At 56.9% G+C, this 16738-nt stretch carries 18 protein-coding genes; 9 read left to right on the top strand and 9 right to left on the bottom strand.

What is annotated here, in order from left to right:
* Positions 1–47 precede the first annotated feature (47 nt).
* The 7 genes from recX to mltB all read right to left on the bottom strand — a co-directional run bounded on the left by recX (position 48) and on the right by mltB (position 6145).
* Positions 48–548 (bottom strand): recombination regulator RecX, encoded by a 501-nt coding sequence (gene recX, locus AM379_RS02765; RefSeq protein WP_014171334.1) that lies wholly within the window; start codon positions 546–548, stop codon positions 48–50.
* A 68-nt stretch (positions 549–616) separates the two neighbouring features.
* Complete coding sequence (gene recA / locus AM379_RS02770; RefSeq protein ID WP_020883855.1) at positions 617–1675, bottom strand: recombinase RecA; 1059 nt, start codon at positions 1673–1675, stop codon at positions 617–619.
* Positions 1676–1764: 89 nt separating this feature from the next.
* The gene (gene pncC, locus AM379_RS02775) at positions 1765–2262 is read right to left on the bottom strand and encodes a nicotinamide-nucleotide amidase (RefSeq protein ID WP_020883854.1); all 498 of its coding nucleotides are present in this window, start codon (positions 2260–2262) and stop codon (positions 1765–1767) included.
* A gap of 130 nt (positions 2263–2392) precedes the next feature.
* Complete coding sequence (locus AM379_RS02780) at positions 2393–3271, bottom strand: metal ABC transporter substrate-binding protein (RefSeq protein ID WP_020883853.1); 879 nt, start codon at positions 3269–3271, stop codon at positions 2393–2395.
* A 14-nt stretch (positions 3272–3285) separates the two neighbouring features.
* On the bottom strand, positions 3286–4146 hold the full coding sequence (locus AM379_RS02785) for a metal ABC transporter permease (RefSeq protein ID WP_032678835.1): 861 nt from the start codon (positions 4144–4146) through the stop codon (positions 3286–3288).
* Positions 4143–4796, bottom strand: coding sequence for a metal ABC transporter ATP-binding protein (locus AM379_RS02790; protein WP_032678836.1), 654 nt, complete (start codon positions 4794–4796; stop codon positions 4143–4145). Before AM379_RS02790 ends, AM379_RS02785 begins: the two co-directional genes overlap by 4 nt.
* A gap of 248 nt (positions 4797–5044) precedes the next feature.
* Positions 5045–6145, bottom strand: a complete 1101-nt coding sequence (mltB, locus tag AM379_RS02795; RefSeq protein ID WP_025203388.1) for a lytic murein transglycosylase B — start codon at positions 6143–6145, stop codon at positions 5045–5047.
* A 274-nt stretch (positions 6146–6419) separates the two neighbouring features.
* On the opposite strand from mltB, the gene srlA reads away from it, so the two are divergent.
* From srlA to gutQ, 7 genes are all read left to right on the top strand, one after another.
* The gene (srlA, locus tag AM379_RS02800; protein WP_014171343.1) at positions 6420–6983 is read left to right on the top strand and encodes a PTS glucitol/sorbitol transporter subunit IIC; all 564 of its coding nucleotides are present in this window, start codon (positions 6420–6422) and stop codon (positions 6981–6983) included.
* Positions 6980–7939, top strand: coding sequence for a PTS glucitol/sorbitol transporter subunit IIB (srlE, locus tag AM379_RS02805; RefSeq protein ID WP_014171344.1), 960 nt, complete (start codon positions 6980–6982; stop codon positions 7937–7939). The genes srlA and srlE overlap by 4 nt, the downstream gene beginning before the upstream one ends.
* Positions 7940–7951: 12 nt before the next feature.
* Positions 7952–8314, top strand: coding sequence for a PTS glucitol/sorbitol transporter subunit IIA (gene srlB / locus AM379_RS02810; protein ID WP_032678837.1), 363 nt, complete (start codon positions 7952–7954; stop codon positions 8312–8314).
* Positions 8315–8329: 15 nt separating this feature from the next.
* Positions 8330–9109, top strand: a complete 780-nt coding sequence (gene srlD / locus AM379_RS02815; protein WP_014171346.1) for a sorbitol-6-phosphate dehydrogenase — start codon at positions 8330–8332, stop codon at positions 9107–9109.
* A 61-nt stretch (positions 9110–9170) separates the two neighbouring features.
* Positions 9171–9530: a transcriptional regulator GutM gene (gene gutM, locus AM379_RS02820; RefSeq protein ID WP_032678838.1), complete on the top strand. Its 360-nt coding sequence runs from the start codon at positions 9171–9173 to the stop codon at positions 9528–9530.
* A gap of 63 nt (positions 9531–9593) precedes the next feature.
* Positions 9594–10367 (top strand): glucitol operon DNA-binding transcriptional repressor SrlR, encoded by a 774-nt coding sequence (srlR, locus tag AM379_RS02825; protein ID WP_014171348.1) that lies wholly within the window; start codon positions 9594–9596, stop codon positions 10365–10367.
* Positions 10360–11325 carry an arabinose-5-phosphate isomerase GutQ gene (gutQ, locus tag AM379_RS02830; protein ID WP_025203386.1) on the top strand — a complete coding sequence of 322 codons (966 nt, stop codon included), beginning with the start codon at positions 10360–10362 and terminating at the stop codon, positions 11323–11325. The genes srlR and gutQ overlap by 8 nt, the downstream gene beginning before the upstream one ends.
* On the opposite strand, the gene norR is transcribed toward gutQ, so the two are convergent.
* Positions 11322–12836, bottom strand: coding sequence for a nitric oxide reductase transcriptional regulator NorR (gene norR / locus AM379_RS02835; protein ID WP_106504344.1), 1515 nt, complete (start codon positions 12834–12836; stop codon positions 11322–11324). The two genes, gutQ and norR, sit on opposite strands and share 4 nt — an antisense overlap.
* Positions 12837–13023: 187 nt before the next feature.
* On the opposite strand from norR, the gene norV reads away from it, so the two are divergent.
* A complete protein-coding gene (gene norV, locus AM379_RS02840) occupies positions 13024–14463 on the top strand; it encodes an anaerobic nitric oxide reductase flavorubredoxin (protein ID WP_032678839.1) in 1440 nt (479 codons plus the stop codon).
* Positions 14460–15593 (top strand): NADH:flavorubredoxin reductase NorW, encoded by a 1134-nt coding sequence (norW, locus tag AM379_RS02845; protein ID WP_073396503.1) that lies wholly within the window; start codon positions 14460–14462, stop codon positions 15591–15593. The genes norV and norW overlap by 4 nt, the downstream gene beginning before the upstream one ends.
* A gap of 121 nt (positions 15594–15714) precedes the next feature.
* Here the strand turns inward: norW and AM379_RS02850 are convergent, their stop codons facing one another.
* Complete coding sequence (locus AM379_RS02850; protein ID WP_063213980.1) at positions 15715–16737, bottom strand: HoxN/HupN/NixA family nickel/cobalt transporter; 1023 nt, start codon at positions 16735–16737, stop codon at positions 15715–15717.
* Position 16738 lies beyond the last annotated feature (1 nt).

A 16738-nucleotide genomic window follows, 5' to 3' on the forward strand; every position in this document is an offset into this window, starting at 1 on the left:
GGAATAAGATAAGTTTTCTTTAGTGGGAAGTAAAATCCCGCATGCGTTCAATCCGCAAAATTACGCCAGATATCCTGAATATCTTCCATCAGAAAGCCGCGGTAGAGCAAAAAGCGCTGGATTTTAACTTTTTCTGAAAATTCACGTGGCAAGGGTTCGCCGTACTTGCGAATGGCCTGTTCTTTTGCCAGCGCGCACCAGTCTGTGTCGCATTCGCGCATGGCCTTTTCAATGGTTTCACGGGCGACCCCTTTCTGGTTCAGCTCCTGGCGGATACGCGCGGGGCCATATCCTTTGCGGCCACGGCTGGCAAGAAACCGGGAAGCGAAACGCTCGTCATCCAGATAGCGGTGCTCATAGCACCAGGCAATGACGCGGTCGTAATCTTCCGCGGTCGCATCAATCTCTTCCGGCCCGTTTTTACTCATGACGGGGGCCGACAGTTTTCGCCGCAACTCCTGTTCGCTGTGGTCACGGACGGCAAGAATGCGCACCGCACGGTCCAGTAAGCGTGCATAGGCAGGGCGGCGTGAAGTCGATTCACTCATAAAAAACCTGCTGATTCAGAAATGCAAAAAGGGCCGCATTAGCAGCCCTTCATCTTTAAACGAGAGAATTAGAAATCTTCGTTGGTTTCTTCAGCACCCGCGTTATCCACCACGAAATCAGGCGTACCGTCCTGGTTGTTCAGCAGAAGCTCACGCACTTTCTTCTCAATTTCTTTCGCCGCAGCCGGGTTCTCTTTCAGCCAGGAGATTGCATTTGCTTTACCCTGACCAATCTTGTCGCCGTTGTAGCTGTACCATGCGCCCGCTTTTTCAATCAGCTTCTCTTTCACGCCCAGGTCAACCAGTTCGCCGTAGAAGTTGATACCTTCACCGTAGAGGATCTGGAATTCAGCTTGTTTGAACGGCGCTGCGATTTTGTTCTTCACAACCTTCACGCGGGTTTCGCTACCCACTACGTTTTCACCCTCTTTCACCGCGCCGATACGGCGGATATCCAGACGGACAGAAGCGTAGAATTTCAGCGCGTTACCACCGGTAGTGGTTTCCGGGTTACCGAACATCACACCAATTTTCATACGGATCTGGTTGATGAAGATCAGCAGCGTGTTGGACTGCTTCAAGTTACCGGCCAGCTTACGCATTGCCTGGCTCATCATACGTGCCGCGAGGCCCATGTGAGAGTCACCAATTTCGCCTTCGATTTCAGCTTTTGGCGTCAGAGCGGCAACGGAGTCGACCACGATAACGTCAACCGCACCGGAACGGGCCAGCGCGTCACAAATTTCCAGCGCCTGCTCACCGGTGTCCGGCTGAGAACACAGCAGGTTGTCAATATCAACGCCCAGCTTACGAGCATAAACAGGGTCCAGCGCGTGCTCGGCATCGATAAACGCACAGGTTTTACCTTCACGCTGTGCCGCAGCGATAACCTGCAGCGTCAGGGTTGTTTTACCTGAGGACTCGGGCCCGTAGATTTCTACGATACGGCCCATTGGCAGGCCGCCAGCGCCCAGCGCGATATCCAGAGAAAGCGAACCGGTGGAGATAGTTTCCACATCCATGGAACGGTCTTCACCCAGGCGCATGATGGAGCCTTTACCGAATTGCTTTTCGATCTGGCCCAGTGCTGCCGCCAACGCTTTCTGTTTGTTTTCGTCGATAGCCATTATTACTCCTGTCATGCCGGGAGAAGCGACTGTGCTTCACCGTGGATTTCTGTTCTGTTGGTGCAATTATACTGTATGGTCATACAGTATCAAGTATTTTGTAGAAATTGTTGCCAGAGCGTTTTTAATGCATAAACGGTTGCCTGACGACGCACGCTTTCGCGATCGCCGCTAAAGCACTCCCGGCGGGTGATCCCTTCACCTCTGGCGGTAGCAAAACCAAACCAGACGGTGCCGACAGGCTTCACGTCACTGCCCCCGTCCGGGCCCGCGATGCCGCTAATCGATATTGCATAATCCGCGCGCGCCTCTTTGAGCGCACCAATAGCCATCTCAATCACCACCGGCTCGCTGACCGCGCCATGCTGTTCGAGCGTAGATTCCCGCACGCCGATCATTTGCGCTTTAGCTTCATTACTGTAGGTCACAAAACCACGTTCAAACCAGGCGGAACTGCCGGCAATATCGGTAATCGCTTTCGCCACCCAGCCGCCGGTGCAGGACTCCGCGGTGGTGAGTGTCGCCCCGCGTTGCTTAAGCGCCAGCCCTACCACTTCGCTAAGCTGCATCAATTCATGGTCAGTCATTCTCGCTCCAGGCCTTAGAAAAACATGCAGCACAAGATAGCACTTTCTCGTCAGATATGGGGATGCGCTGCAGGATTTACGAGGGGGCTTCAGAAAAAAGCCGATGCGAGCGCACCGGCGGTGGCGAGGATTATTTCATGCTGTCAGCGAGGGTATCCACATTGTGGCGGAACGCCTTAACGTAGGTCTCTGCCACGCCCCCTTTTGCCGAGAGCGCTTCCGGGTAAAGCTCGCCTCCCGGCTGCGCGCCGGTGGCTGTAGCAATCTGTTTAACCAGCCGCGGGTCGAGCTGGTTTTCCATAAACCAGGTTTTCACGCCGTCCGCTTTAATCTGATTAATGATCTCAGCGACCTGTGCCGCGCTGGCCTCGCTCTCTGATGACAACCCCTGGGGCGCCATAAACGTCACCCCGTAGGCGCGGCTGAAATAGCCGAACGCGTCATGGCTGGTCAGCACTTTACGTTTCACCAGCGGGATCTGGCTAAAACGCGTTTTGGCCCAGCTATCCAGCTGCTTAAGCTGCGCGATGTACGGTTTTCCGGTCGCTTCCAGCGCGGTTTTATCTTCTGGGTCGGCTTTCACCAGCCCGTTGAGAATATTTTGCGCGTACAGCGCCCCGTTCGCCGCGCTGTTCCAGGCGTGCGGATCAGTGACGGTTTTGCCCTCTTCTTCGAGGGTATGCGTCTGCACACCACGCGACGCCACCACCAGCTGGCCTTTGAATCCGGAGGCTTTCACCAGGCGATCCAGCCACCCTTCCAGCCCCAGACCATTGACCACCACAACATCTGCCTTGCTTAGCGCCGCGCTATCTTTTGGCGAGGGCTCGAAGGTATGCGGATCGCCGTCCGGCCCCACCAGCGTCGTGACGTTCACATGGTCACCGCCCACCTCCCGGGTCATATCTCCCAGTATGGAAAAGCTGGTCACCACATTGAGCGTTTTCGCCATCACCGTTTGCGACATCATCCCCAGCGCGAGCGCTACTACGAATCCCGTACGTTTCATCGTTTCCCCTTGCGTTAAAAAAGCGCACGCAGGCTGCCAGCCAGCCTGCTGCGCGTGCCAAATAAAATGGAAATAAAGAACAGCGCGCTGGCGGTAAGCACGATGGACGGCCCCGCGGGCAGGCTGGCGGCCCAGGAGAGACTGAGCCCGAGCCACGCGCAGAAAATACCGCTGATACCCGCCATCAATAGCAGTCCGGGTAAGGTGCGTGCCCAGCAGCGTGCCGCTACCGCAGGGAGCATCATCAGCCCGACCGCCATCAACGTGCCAAGCACCTGAAAACCGGCAACGAGGTTAAGCACCAGCAGCGCCAGAAACAGGCCGTGTAATAAGCCGGGAACATGGCGGGCGTTTACCTGCAGCCAGGCGGTGTCAAAGGCCTCGGTCACCAGCCCACGGTAGAAAATCGCCAGCGTGATAAGGGTGAACATGCAAACGCCTGCCACAAACAGCGCGGCATCGTTATCCACCGCCAGGATGGAGCCAAACAGCAGGTGCAGAAGATCGACGTTCGAACCGCGCAGTGATACCAGCGTGACGCCCAGCGCCAGCGAACCAAGATAGAACCCGGCAAAACTGGCGTCCTCTTTAAGCGGCGTTCGACGGCTGACCAGCCCGGCCACCAGCGCCACGGTAATACCGGCAATAAAGCCTCCCGCGCTCATGGCCAGCAGCGACATACCGCTGAGCAAATACCCCACCGCGACACCGGGCAAAATGGCGTGAGAGAGGGCATCGCCCATCAGACTCATCCGGCGCAGCTGAAGGAAAACGCCCAGAGCAGTGGTACTGACGGACAACGCCAGGCAAACCACCAGCGCGCGGCGCATAAAGCCATACTCAATAAAAGGCTGAAAAAAGATATGCCAGATCATGCCACCCGCACCCGCTCGGTTTTCCACTGGGGAATATCAGCGTCCAGCCGTAACGTCTGCGGGAAGTGGCGCGATACACGCTCGCTGTCGTGCAACACCGCAAGCACCGTTTGCCCCTGCATATACATTTCCAGCATCAGGTCCATCAGCACATTACAGGTAGCTTCATCAACGCCGGTAAAGGGCTCATCGAGCATGACCAGCGGCGCCTGCTGCACTAATACCCGCGCGAACAGCATGCGCTGAAACTGACCGCCGGAGAGTTCATCAATGGTCGTTAGCGCCATCGTTCCAAGCCCCACCCGCTCAAGCGCACCGGCAATGCGCAGCCGCATTTCACGGCGAAGGCCAGAAAAAAGCGATGCTTCAGGCCAGCAGCCCATGCTGACCACATCCTGCACGGTTAGCGGAAATTGCGCCTCCAGGGCATGACGCTGTGCCAGCCAGCCCATTACCGGGCGTTTTTTCTGCCAGTGAAAACTGCCGCTTACCGGCGGGATAAACCCGGCGAGGGTTTTCAGAAGCGTTGATTTACCGCAGCCGTTGGCCCCGAGGATGGCGGTCATGCTCCCGCATTCAATCACCCCGGACAGAGGGCGCGTGACCGGCTCGCGGTCGTAACCCGCCGTGAGTTGATTCATCACAATCATGGCAATGCCACCGCCCAGCACACGGCCAGTCCGATAAAGACAATCAGCGCCAGCGCCATCAGAAGCCGGACCGGCGCAGACAGAGAAAAAAAGGAAGTAGACATCTCATCACCACATCAAATGTTATAACATAACAATAATGAAAGATAATGCGGATGTAAATGAGCGGAGATTAACGGGAGTGTGGCGAAATGTTTCTGGATATCAGCCCAACCCTCTCCCGGCGGAAGAGGGTTGAACATCAAGCGTTACTGACTGAACGGCGACGCGGCAGGCACGCGCGCCTGTGACACCGCCAGCCCCAGCTGCCATACGGCCATCGCATAGTGAGTGCTGTGGTTATAGCGGGTGATGGTGTAGAAGTTAGGCAGCCCGTACCAGTACTGATAACCCGTACCGACATCCAGACGCAGCAGGCTCGCCTGTTGCGTATTTCCCAGCGGCTGCGTTGGCGTTAAGCCTGCAGCGGCCAGCTGCGAAACGCTGTAGTTGGTTTTAAAGCCGTTCTCAAGCCCTGGTGCCTGGCCGTTAGCCTGCACCGCCACCTGACCGCCCGGCACCCAGCCGTGCGCTTTAAAGTAGTTCGCCACGCTGCCGATGGCATCCACCGGATCCCACAGGTTAATGTGGCCATCTCCGTTAAAGTCGACGGCATATTGCTTATAGGAGGACGGCATAAACTGGCCGTAGCCCATCGCACCGGCAAACGAGCCTTTGAGATCTAACGGGTCATCTTGTTCATTGCGCGCCATCAGCAGGAAGGTTTCCAGCTCAGACGAGAAATATTCAGCGCGACGCGGGTAGTTAAAGGAGAGCGTCGCCAGCGCATCGAGGATACGGGTTTTGCCCATCACGCGGCCCCAGCGGGTTTCCACGCCGATAATCCCGACGATGATTTCAGGCGGTACGCCATACACCTGCCACGCACGGTTCAGCGCATCTTCATATTGGTTCCAGAAGACCACGCCATTTTGCACGTTATCCGGCGTAATGAACTGTTTGCGATAACGCAGCCATGCGCCATTTGGCCCGGTCGGTACCTGAGCCGTCGGTGCCTGGCGATCCATCAAACGCAGAACATAATCCAGTCGCTTCGCCTGCGACAGAATTTCATGCAGTTGCTGGCGGTCAAAACCGTGTTTGCTCACCATTTTATCGATGAACTGCTCGGCCGCCGGGTTATTCGCAAAGTCGCCGCCCATCTGCATCATATTATGCTGCGGCTCCAGCAGGAATCCTCCGGAAGGCGCGCCAGCCGTTTGCTGCACGGCTTCGGTCTTGGGTTTGCTACTACAGGCAGACAGCAGAATAAGCGCAGGTAACAACGCTGCATAACGACGCTTGAACATGTGACATCCATTTAACGGGTTCGATAAGAACCCAGTATGGTAAAGCATCCGCAACACCTCAAGGAAGTGGTACGCACCTCCCCCACCAAATCTTTACGCTCCCCATCGCAAATCTGTGCAATTTTCATCCACACAAGACTCTCATTGGCAATTAACTTTCAAAATAATCCATTTTTCTTTCATTGTGAGATCTAATTAACACTTTAAAACCTTTCAAAGTGATTATTATTAGCCTCGGTTATACAAAAACAAAAAAGCCCCACAGGAGAGAAGAATGATAGAAACCATCACCCACGGCGCCGAGTGGTTCATCGGGCTGTTTCAGAAAGGCGGAGAAGTGTTCACCGGCATGGTGACCGGGATCCTGCCCCTGCTGATTAGCCTGCTGGTCATCATGAACGCGCTGATTAACTTTATCGGCCAGCAACGCATTGAACGCTTTGCCCAGCGCTGCGCCGGCAATCCGCTGTCCCGTTACCTGGTTCTGCCCTTCATCGGCACGTTTGTTTTTTGCAACCCGATGACGCTGAGCCTCGGCCGCTTTATGCCTGAAAAATACAAGCCAAGCTATTACGCCGCAGCCTCCTACAGCTGCCACTCCATGAATGGCCTGTTCCCGCATATCAACCCCGGCGAGCTGTTTGTCTATCTGGGCATTGCCAGCGGCCTGACCACGCTTGGCCTGCCGCTCGGTCCGCTGGCGGTGAGTTATCTGCTGGTCGGTCTGGTCACCAACTTTTTCCGCGGCTGGGTCACGGACCTCACCACCGCTATTTTCGAGAAGAAAATGGGTATCCAGCTTGAACAGAAAGTCCATCTTTCAGGAGCCGCAGCATGAGCCGTATTCGCATTGAAAAAGGAACGGGCGGCTGGGGCGGCCCGCTGGAATTCGACGCCACTGAAGGCAAAAAAATCGTCTATATCACCGCAGGCACACGTCCGGCCATTGTCGACAAACTGCGTGAGCTGACCGGCTGGGAAGCGGTCGACGGCTTCAAAGAGGGCGAACCGCCTGAAGCGGAAATTGGTGTGGCGGTGATCGACTGCGGCGGCACGCTGCGCTGCGGCATCTACCCCAAGCGGCGTATTCCTACCGTGAATATCCATTCCACCGGTAAATCAGGTCCGCTGGCGCAGTACATCCTGGAGGACATTTATGTCTCCGGCGTGAAAGAGGAAAACATTCACCTGGCACAAGGGTCTGCTGCCCCTCAGAAAGCGGCCCCGCGCGATTACGACACGAGTAAAAAAATCACCGAACAGAGTGACGGCCTGCTGGCAAAAGTCGGAATGGGGATGGGCTCTGCCGTGGCCGTGCTGTTCCAGTCCGGGCGCGACACCATCGACACGGTGCTGAAAACCATTCTGCCGTTTATGGCATTCGTTTCGGCGCTGATCGGCATCATCATGGCCTCGGGTCTTGGCGACTGGATTGCCCACGGCCTCGCCCCGCTGGCGAGCCACCCGCTCGGGCTGGTGACGCTGGCGCTGATCTGCTCCTTCCCGCTGCTGTCGCCGTTTCTCGGCCCAGGCGCGGTCATTGCGCAGGTTATCGGCGTGCTGATTGGCGTGCAGATTGGCCTTGGCAACATTCCCCCGCATCTGGCTCTGCCCGCCCTGTTTGCCATTAATGCCCAGGCGGCGTGTGATTTCATTCCTGTCGGGCTGTCGCTGGCAGAAGCGCGCCAGGACACCGTGCGCGTTGGCGTGCCGTCTGTACTGGTCAGCCGTTTCCTGACCGGCGCACCGACGGTGCTGATCGCCTGGTTTGTCTCCGGCTTTATTTACCAATAAGAGGTTCCTGTGATGACCGTAATTTACCAGACCACCATCACCCGCATTGGCCAGAGCGCGGCCGATGCGCTCAGCGACAAGATGCTGATTACCTTCCGCGAAGGTGCGCCCGCGGATATCGAAGAGTTTTGCTTTATCCACTGTCACGGCGAGATGAACGGTGAGCTGAAGGCCGGGAGCCAGCTGGAGTTGGGTGACGCGCGCTACGCCGTGACCGCCGTCGGCGACGTGGCCGAACAAAACCTGCGGGAGCTCGGCCATATCACCCTGCGTTTTGATGGCCAGCCGCAGGCGGAATATCCCGGTACGGTTCATGTGGATGGCCCGGTTCCGCAGGCTGTCACCCCAGGCTGCACGTTGAAGTTTGTTGCGTAATTTAAGGAGAAAGATATGAGTCAGGTTGCCGTTGTCATTGGTGGGGGACAAACCTTAGGCGAGTTCCTCTGCCGTGGGCTTGCTGCAGAGGGTTACCGCGTGGCGGTAGTGGATATTCAGAGTGAAAAAGCGGCACGCGTGGCGGACACCATCAACACCGAATTGGGTGAAGGGATGGCCTACGGATTTGGTGCTGATGCCACCAGCGAGCAGAGCGTAATGGCGCTGGCCCGCGGCGTGGACGAGATTTTTGGCCGTACCGACCTGCTGGTATACAGCGCAGGGATAGCCAAAGCGGCCTTTATCAGCGATTTCGAACTGGGGGATTTCGACCGCTCCCTGCAGGTTAACCTGGTGGGCTATTTCCTCTGCGCGCGCGAGTTTTCCCGTCTGATGATCCGCGATGGCATTCAGGGGCGCATCATCCAGATCAACTCGAAATCGGGCAAAGTGGGCAGCAAACACAACTCCGGTTACAGCGCGGCGAAATTTGGCGGCGTTGGGCTGACGCAATCTCTGGCCCTCGATCTGGCCGAATATGGCATTACCGTTCACTCGCTGATGCTGGGCAACCTGCTGAAATCGCCGATGTTCCAGTCCCTGCTGCCGCAATATGCCACCAAGCTCGGGCTGAAAGAGGAGGAAGTGGAGCAGTATTACATCGACAAAGTGCCGCTGAAGCGCGGCTGCGATTATCAGGACGTGCTGAACATGCTGCTGTTTTATGCCAGCCCCAAAGCCTCTTATTGCACCGGGCAGTCCATTAATGTCACCGGCGGACAGGTGATGTTCTGATCGAACACGCTGATGCCCGTATCCCCCTCTCCTTCGGGAGAGGGAACAACAAGGAGCTCGTATGGTTACCGCACTCATTACCGTTGCCGCCATCGCCTGGATGTGCCAGCTGATCTTTGGCGGCTGGCAAATCCGCCAGTTTAACCGCGCGTTTGATGCCCTGTGTCAGAAAGGGCGCGTGGGCGTCGGGCGTTCCGGCGGGCGTTTCAAACCGCGCGTGGTGGTTGCCATTGCGCTGGACGAACACAATAGGGTCTGCGATTCCCTCATCATGCGCGGGATGACCGTTTTTGCCCGCCCGGCGAAAATCCAGGCGATTAACGGGATATCGCTGCAGGAATTACAACCCGATGTGATCTTTCCCCATGATCCGCTCTGTCAGAATGCTCTATCATTAGCGCTTAATCTGAAACATGGATAATTTCGTTGTGAACGCGATAAGCTTGCGAAATTATCATTTCGCAACCTAAGGAATTGAGCGCCTATGAAACCACGTCAGCGTCAGGCGGCCATTCTGGAGCATCTGCAAAAGCAGGGAAAATGCTCGGTAGAAGAACTGGCCCACTACTTTGACACCACCGGCACGACAATACGAAAGGATCTGGTATTGCTCGAAAACTCTGGTGCAGTCATCCGAACCTACGGCGGCGTGATGCTCAACAAAGATGAAGCCGACCCGCCTATCGATCACAAAACGCTGATCAATACTCACCAGAAAGCGCTGATTGCCGAGGCCGCCGTAAAATTTATCCATGATGGCGACTCCATTATCCTTGATGCAGGCAGCACCGTGCTGCAGATGATCCCGATGCTCAGCCGCTTTAACAACATCACGGTGATGACCAACAGTCTGCACATCGTCAACGCCCTGTCGGAGTTCGACAGCGAGCAAACCATTCTGATGCCCGGCGGGACGTTCCGTAAAAAATCTGCGTCGTTTCACGGTCAACTGGCGGAAAACGCCTTTGAACACTTCAGCTTTGATAAACTCTTTATGGGCACGGACGGTATCGATTTGAACGCCGGCGTGACGACCTTTAACGAGGTGTTCAGCGTCAGCAAAGCGATGTGCAACGCCGCGCGCGAAGTGATTTTGATGGCAGACTCGTCGAAGTTTGGCCGTAAAAGTCCCAACATAGTCTGCAGCCTTGAAAGCGTCGATAAGCTCATTACCGACGCAGGTATCGACCCGGCGTTCAAAAAAGCGCTGGAAGAGAAAGGGATCGACGTGATTGTAACCGGAGAGAGAGATGAGTGATTTTCTGTTAAACGCAGGCCACCAGACCCTGATGCTGGAGCTGCAGGAAGCCAGCCGCCTGCCGGAACGTCTGGGCGAGGATTTTGTGCGCGCGGCAAACACCATTATCCAGTGCGAAGGTAAAGTGGTGGTCTCCGGGATCGGCAAGTCCGGTCATATCGGCAAAAAGATTGCCGCTACGCTTGCCAGCACCGGCACACCGGCGTTCTTCGTGCATCCGGCCGAAGCGCTGCACGGCGATCTGGGGATGATTGAAAGCCGCGACGTGATGCTGTTTATCTCCTACTCCGGTTCGGCCAAAGAGCTGGATCTCATCATCCCGCGTCTGCAGGAAAAATCGGTCGCGCTGCTGGCGATGACCGGTAAATCCCGCTCACCGCTGGCACTGGCGGCCAAGGCCACGCTTGATATCTCCGTTGAGCGCGAAGCCTGCCCGATGCACCTCGCCCCCACCTCCAGCACCGTGAATACGCTGATGATGGGCGACGCGCTGGCAATGGCGGTAATGCAGGCACGCGGCTTTAACGAAGAAGATTTTGCCCGCTCGCACCCGGCGGGCGCGCTCGGTGCGCGACTGCTCAATAAAGTTCATCATCTGATGCGGACCGACGAGGCCATTCCGCAGGTCAAACTCAACACCAGCGTAATGGATGCGATGCTGGAACTGAGCCGCACCGGGCTGGGTCTGGTGGCGGTGTGCGATGAAACCGGTAGCGTTAAAGGCGTGTTTACCGACGGCGACCTGCGCCGCTGGCTGGTGGGCGGCGGCAAGCTGGAATCCCAGGTTTCGGAAGCGATGACCCGGGGCGGGCTGACCCTGAACGCCGAGAGCCGCGCCATCGAAGCCAAAGAGGTGCTGATGAAGCGCAAAATCACCGCCGCGCCGGTGGTGGATGAGCACGGCAAGCTGTGCGGCGCCATCAACCTGCAGGATTTCTACCAGGCCGGGATTATTTAACCTTTGAGTCCCAGACGTTTCGCCAGCCGGTGCAGGTTGGCGACGTCCATTTCCAGCGCTCGCGCGCACGCCGCCCAGCTGCGGTTATTCTGCTCCAGCGCGCGGGCGATCGTCTGACGCTGAAACGCTTCTGTTGCTTCCCGCAGGTTCTCATGGGCCATTTCCGGCGTGGCAGGCGTAACGAACGAGGCGGTGTCATCCTGCAATCCGAAATGCCGCGCGTGGATCACCACCTCATCTCCCGAACGTGTCGCCCGCGCCAGCACTACGGCGCGGTGAATCGCATGTTCCAGTTCGCGCACGTTTCCCGGCCAGCCGTAGCGCATCAGATGGGCTCGCGCGCCGGGGCTTAATACCACGCGGGAAAGGCCCATTCGTAACCGACATTGCTCGCAGAAAAACCCCGCCAGCAGCACCACATCGTCGCCGCGCTCGCGTAGCGGCGGCACGGTAAGCGGAAACACGCTCAGACGATGGTACAGGTCAGCGCGGAAATTCCCGGCCAACACCTCTTCGCGCAGGTCACGGTTGGTTGCCGCCAGCACACGCACGTTGACTTTCAGGCTGCGATCGTCGCCGACGCGCTGAATATCGCCGTACTGCAGGACGCGCAGCAGTTTGGCCTGAAGCGACAACGACAGTTCGCCAATTTCATCGAGGAACAACGTGCCGTTATCCGCCATTTCGAATTTGCCGCTGCGGTTGCTGATCGCCCCGGTAAACGCCCCTTTGACGTGACCAAACAGCTCACTTTCCGCCACGCTTTCCGGCAGCGCGGCGCAGTTGAGGTACACCAGCGGGTTGACCGCGCGCGGCGAGGCTTCGTGGATGCCCTTCGCCACCAGCTCTTTACCGGTGCCGGTTTCCCCGAAAATCAGCACGTTTAAATCCGAGGCCGCCACAATATCGATCTCTTTTTTTAGCTGCACCATCCCCGGTGACAGCCCAATCATCTCCGTGTGTGCCACCGGTTCAAACGTCGACGGGCTACCGGGAAGGATGTTCTGGCTCTCCAGCTGTTCGATCAGCAGCGCGTTATTCAGCGCACCGGCGGCCAGCGCGGCAATCAGCCGCAGCTCTTCATCGCTAAAGGTGTCGAACTGATCCGGCGACAGGCCGTCGAGGGTTAGTGCCCCAATCAGGTTTTGTCCGGCAAACAGCGGCAGACCGATACAGGCATGAACTTTCAGGCTCTCCTGCCCCGGGATCAGCCCGTCGTAAGGGTCGGGCAAATCACTGTCCGCCGGAAAGCGCACCACGTCACCGGCCCGGGCGATGGTTTCCAGACGCGGATGGCCTTCCAGGGAGAAGCGTCGCCCTAGAACGTCCTGCGCCAGCCCGTCGATAGCCAGCGGAATAAACTGCCGGGCGTCGTAGCGCAGCAGTGCCGACGCATCGCACGCCAGCACGTGGCGCAGCGTCGAAATCAGCCGCTGAAAACGGTCCTGATGACCGATACCGGTTTGCAGTTCAATGGCAATTTTTGCCAGTACGTCCACGGAAAAGCTCATCTGCGCCTCACTGTCATTTTGACCATTCATATTGTCACAATGACCATAAATCAGATAGTCATATTGACTACCCATTACGGATAATAAAATTTAAAAACCATAAAAAACAGCAACATGAAAAACTGGCACGCAACTTGATAAAGGCTAGACATCTTATTTGAAAAACGCCGTATTAATTGAGGTTGCTATGTCTATTCTGGTTAAAAATAACATTCATTGGGTTGGCCAACGTGACTGGGAAGTGCGTGACTTCCACGGAACGGAGTACAAAACGCTGCGCGGCAGCAGCTACAACAGCTATCTCATCCGTGAAGGCAAAAACGTGCTCATCGATACCGTCGATCACAAATTCAGCCGGGAGTTCGTGCAAAATCTGCGCAGCGAAATCGATCTTGCGGATATCGACTACATCATCATTAACCATGCGGAAGAGGATCATGCCGGGGCGCTGACCGAGTTAATGTCCTGCATTCCCGACACCCCGATTTACTGCACCACCAACGCCATCGACTCGATTAACGGCCATCACCACCACCCGGAGTGGAATTTCCACACCGTCAAAACCGGCGACACACTGGATATCGGCAACGGCAAACAGCTGATCTTCGTTGAAACCCCGATGCTGCACTGGCCCGACAGTATGATGACCTACATGACCGGCGATGCGGTGCTGTTCAGCAACGATGCCTTCGGCCAGCACTATTGTGACGAGCGCCTGTTTAACGACGAAGTGGATCAAACTGAGCTATTCGAACAGTGTCAGCGCTACTACGCCAATATCCTGACGCCGTTCAGCCGTCTGGTGACGCCAAAAATCACCGAAATCCTCGGCTTTAACCTGCCCGTGGATATGATTGCCACCTCTCACGGCGTGGTGTGGCGCGAAAACCCCAACCAGATCGTGGAGCTGTACCTCAAATGGGCCGCGGATTACCAGGAAGACCGTATCACGCTTTTCTACGACACCATGTCTAATAATACCCGCATGATGGCGGACGCCATTGCGCAGGGTATTAACGAAGTCGACCCGAACGTGGCGGTGAAAATCTTCAACGTGGCGCGTAGCGATAAAAACGAGATCCTGACCAACGTCTTTCGCTCCAAGGGCGTGCTGGTGGGCACCTCCACGATGAACAACGTGATGATGCCGAAAATTGCGGGCCTTGTGGAAGAGATGACCGGCCTGCGCTTTCGTAATAAACGGGCCAGTGCATTTGGCTCCCACGGCTGGAGCGGCGGCGCAGTAGACCGGCTCTCCACGCGTTTGCAGGATGCCGGTTTTGAGATGTCCATGAGCCTGAAGGCGAAATGGCGTCCGGACATCGACGCGCTTGAATTGTGCCGCCAGCATGGCCGTGACATTGCGCGTCAGTGGGCGCTCGCGCCGCTCCCCGACATGAACGCCAAAAACCCCGCGCCGCAACAAGCCTGCGCCGCAGCGGTCGCTGACGTTGGCCCTCGCATGCAGTGCAGCGTCTGCCAGTGGATTTACGACCCGGCACAGGGCGAGCCGCTGCAGGATGTTGCCCCCGGTACACCCTGGTGCGACGTGCCGGACAATTTCCTCTGCCCGGAATGTTCCCTGGGAAAAGAGGTCTTTGACGAACTGGCGACGGAGGCACAATGAACCACGGTATCGTTATCATCGGCTCGGGCTTTGCCGCCCGCCAGCTGGTGAAAAACATTCGCAAACAAGACGCCAGCGTGCCGTTGACGCTCATTGCCGCCGATAGCATGGACGAGTACAACAAGCCTGATTTAAGCCACGTTATCAGCCAGAATCAGCGAGCCGAAGACCTCACCCGCCAGACCGCAGGGGCGTTCGCGGAACAGTTTAGTCTGCGGTTATTTCCGCACACCTGGATAACCGATATCGACGCCGCCGCCCATGTGGTAAAAGCAAAAGACAAAACCTGGCAGTACGACAAACTGGTGCTGGCGACAGGGGCGTCTGCTTTTGTGCCGCCGGTGGAAGGCCGGGAACTGATGATCACCCTCAACAGCCAGCAGGCGTATCAGGCCAGTGAAACCCTGCTGCGTGACGCGAAGCGGGTGATGATTGTCGGCGCAGGGTTGATTGGCACAGAGCTGGCGATGGATTTTAACCGGGCGGGTAAATCCGTCACCCTGGTCGACCATGCGGCAAGCATTTTGTCGGCGCTGATGCCAGCAGAAGTAAGTAGTCGCTTACAGCATCGTCTGACCGATATGGGCGTACATCTGCTGCTGAAATCCCAGCTGCAAAGCCTGAAGAAAACCGGGAGTGGTATTCATGCAACGCTCGACCGCAGCCGCAGCGTTGAGGTGGATGTGGTGGTTGCCGCCACGGGCCTGCGTCCGGAAACGGCGCTGGCGCATCGCGCCGGCGCGGAAACAGGCCGTGGCGTGAAGGTAGACAGCTACCTACAAACCACGCAGCCCGATATTTACGCCCTGGGTGACTGCGCTGAAATTAACGGACAGGTCCTGCCCTTCCTGCAGCCCATTCAACTGAGCGCCATGTACCTGGCGAAAAACCTGTCTGGCGGCAGTGCGCCACTGAAATTACCCGCCATGCTGGTAAAAGTAAAAACGCCGGCGCTCCCGCTGCACCTGGCAGGCGAAACCGAGCGTCCGGACCTGCACTGGCAACTCACCATTGAACCTCAGGGAATGGTGGCTCGTGGGTGCGACAGCGAAGGACAGATGCGCGCCTTTGTGGTGAGCGAAGACCGGATGAAAGAGGCTTTCGCTCTGCTGAAATCATTACCCGCTTAACGCTGATTCGCCTGCCACGCTAACGTAACCTTTGGATTTTATGGTCCACAGCCCCGATGTCCCGGGGCTTTTTTTTCAACGTCGTTTAGCCAGATAACGACAATGATGTTCAGACGCCGCGTCAGGAACGCACGACAAGCGCATCGTAGCCGCGCCAGCGATAATTGATCATGGAAATCAGCCAGCAGGCAACGAACAGCCCGACCACCACGAACCCGGCGTTACCGAGGTTGTCATTAACTGCGCCAATGCGATCCCAGAAGCCTCCGCTGAGGGCAAACTTATCCATCAACAGACCCAGAGCTTCCAGCCCGCCGATAAACAGCGCCACCACCACGGAGGTACCGGTGATGGTCATGTTGTAGTAAAGCTTGCGCTGCGGCTTGTTAAACGCCCAGCCGTAAGCGCCGACCATCAGCAGATTGTCGAGGGTATCGACCAGCGCCATACCGCTGGCAAACAGCGCCGGGAAGATCATGATGGACCAGACTGACATCCCGTTTGACGCGCTGGCGGCTGAAATCCCAAGCACACCGATTTCCGTCGCGGTATCAAACCCCAGACCAAACAGGAAACCGACCAGGTACATCTGCCAGCTCTTGTTCACCAGGCGGAACGTTGCGCCAAACAGCCAGTTCATGACTCCGCCTGATGCCGGAAGCGTGATGTCGTCACGCGTGACCTGACCGTTCTTCAGCGCCTGAAAATTACGCCACACGCCGCGCAAAATCACCAGATTGACCAGCGCCATCGCCAGCAGAAACGTTGCAGAAACGGCGGTGCCAATCAGGCTGCCGGTTTCATGAAACCATGCCATATTCTTCTGAAACGCCGTGGCGGTGGCCGCAATGGCAATGGAGGCCAGCACCACAATGGTGGAGTGTCCCAGAGAGAACCACGCCCCCACGCCGGATGGGCGTTTACCCTGCTGCATCATCTTACGCGTGACGGTATCAATGGCCGCGATGTGGTCGGCATCCACCGCATGACGGAGTCCATAACACCAGGCCAGCAGGCTGGCGGCCATCAGCGCCGTACTGCCGCTGAAGGTTTGCCATGCCCAGCCCCATGCCAGAAGATTAGCCATTACCAGAGCCAGCAGCAGAAATGCCGCGCGGGGTTCATTGCGTAAGAGTCGTAACATT

This window comes from Enterobacter cloacae complex sp. FDA-CDC-AR_0132 (assembly GCF_003010695.1).
Classification (GTDB): Bacteria; Pseudomonadota; Gammaproteobacteria; order Enterobacterales; family Enterobacteriaceae; genus Enterobacter; species Enterobacter ludwigii.

Coding starts and splice junctions, on each gene's coding strand:
- norV (WP_032678839.1), top strand. CDS start 13,024: ATGTCTATTCTGGTTAAAAATAACATTCATTGGGTTGGCCAACGTGAC.
- recX (WP_014171334.1), bottom strand. CDS start 548: ATGAGTGAATCGACTTCACGCCGCCCTGCCTATGCACGCTTACTGGAC.
- AM379_RS02850 (WP_063213980.1), bottom strand. CDS start 16,737: ATGTTACGACTCTTACGCAATGAACCCCGCGCGGCATTTCTGCTGCTG.
- srlD (WP_014171346.1), top strand. CDS start 8,330: ATGAGTCAGGTTGCCGTTGTCATTGGTGGGGGACAAACCTTAGGCGAG.
- norR (WP_106504344.1), bottom strand. CDS start 12,836: ATGAGCTTTTCCGTGGACGTACTGGCAAAAATTGCCATTGAACTGCAA.
- mltB (WP_025203388.1), bottom strand. CDS start 6,145: ATGTTCAAGCGTCGTTATGCAGCGTTGTTACCTGCGCTTATTCTGCTG.
- norW (WP_073396503.1), top strand. CDS start 14,460: ATGAACCACGGTATCGTTATCATCGGCTCGGGCTTTGCCGCCCGCCAG.
- srlE (WP_014171344.1), top strand. CDS start 6,980: ATGAGCCGTATTCGCATTGAAAAAGGAACGGGCGGCTGGGGCGGCCCG.
- pncC (WP_020883854.1), bottom strand. CDS start 2,262: ATGACTGACCATGAATTGATGCAGCTTAGCGAAGTGGTAGGGCTGGCG.
- AM379_RS02790 (WP_032678836.1), bottom strand. CDS start 4,796: ATGATTGTGATGAATCAACTCACGGCGGGTTACGACCGCGAGCCGGTC.
- srlR (WP_014171348.1), top strand. CDS start 9,594: ATGAAACCACGTCAGCGTCAGGCGGCCATTCTGGAGCATCTGCAAAAG.
- AM379_RS02780 (WP_020883853.1), bottom strand. CDS start 3,271: ATGAAACGTACGGGATTCGTAGTAGCGCTCGCGCTGGGGATGATGTCG.
- gutM (WP_032678838.1), top strand. CDS start 9,171: ATGGTTACCGCACTCATTACCGTTGCCGCCATCGCCTGGATGTGCCAG.
- gutQ (WP_025203386.1), top strand. CDS start 10,360: ATGAGTGATTTTCTGTTAAACGCAGGCCACCAGACCCTGATGCTGGAG.
- AM379_RS02785 (WP_032678835.1), bottom strand. CDS start 4,146: ATGATCTGGCATATCTTTTTTCAGCCTTTTATTGAGTATGGCTTTATG.
- srlA (WP_014171343.1), top strand. CDS start 6,420: ATGATAGAAACCATCACCCACGGCGCCGAGTGGTTCATCGGGCTGTTT.
- recA (WP_020883855.1), bottom strand. CDS start 1,675: ATGGCTATCGACGAAAACAAACAGAAAGCGTTGGCGGCAGCACTGGGC.
- srlB (WP_032678837.1), top strand. CDS start 7,952: ATGACCGTAATTTACCAGACCACCATCACCCGCATTGGCCAGAGCGCG.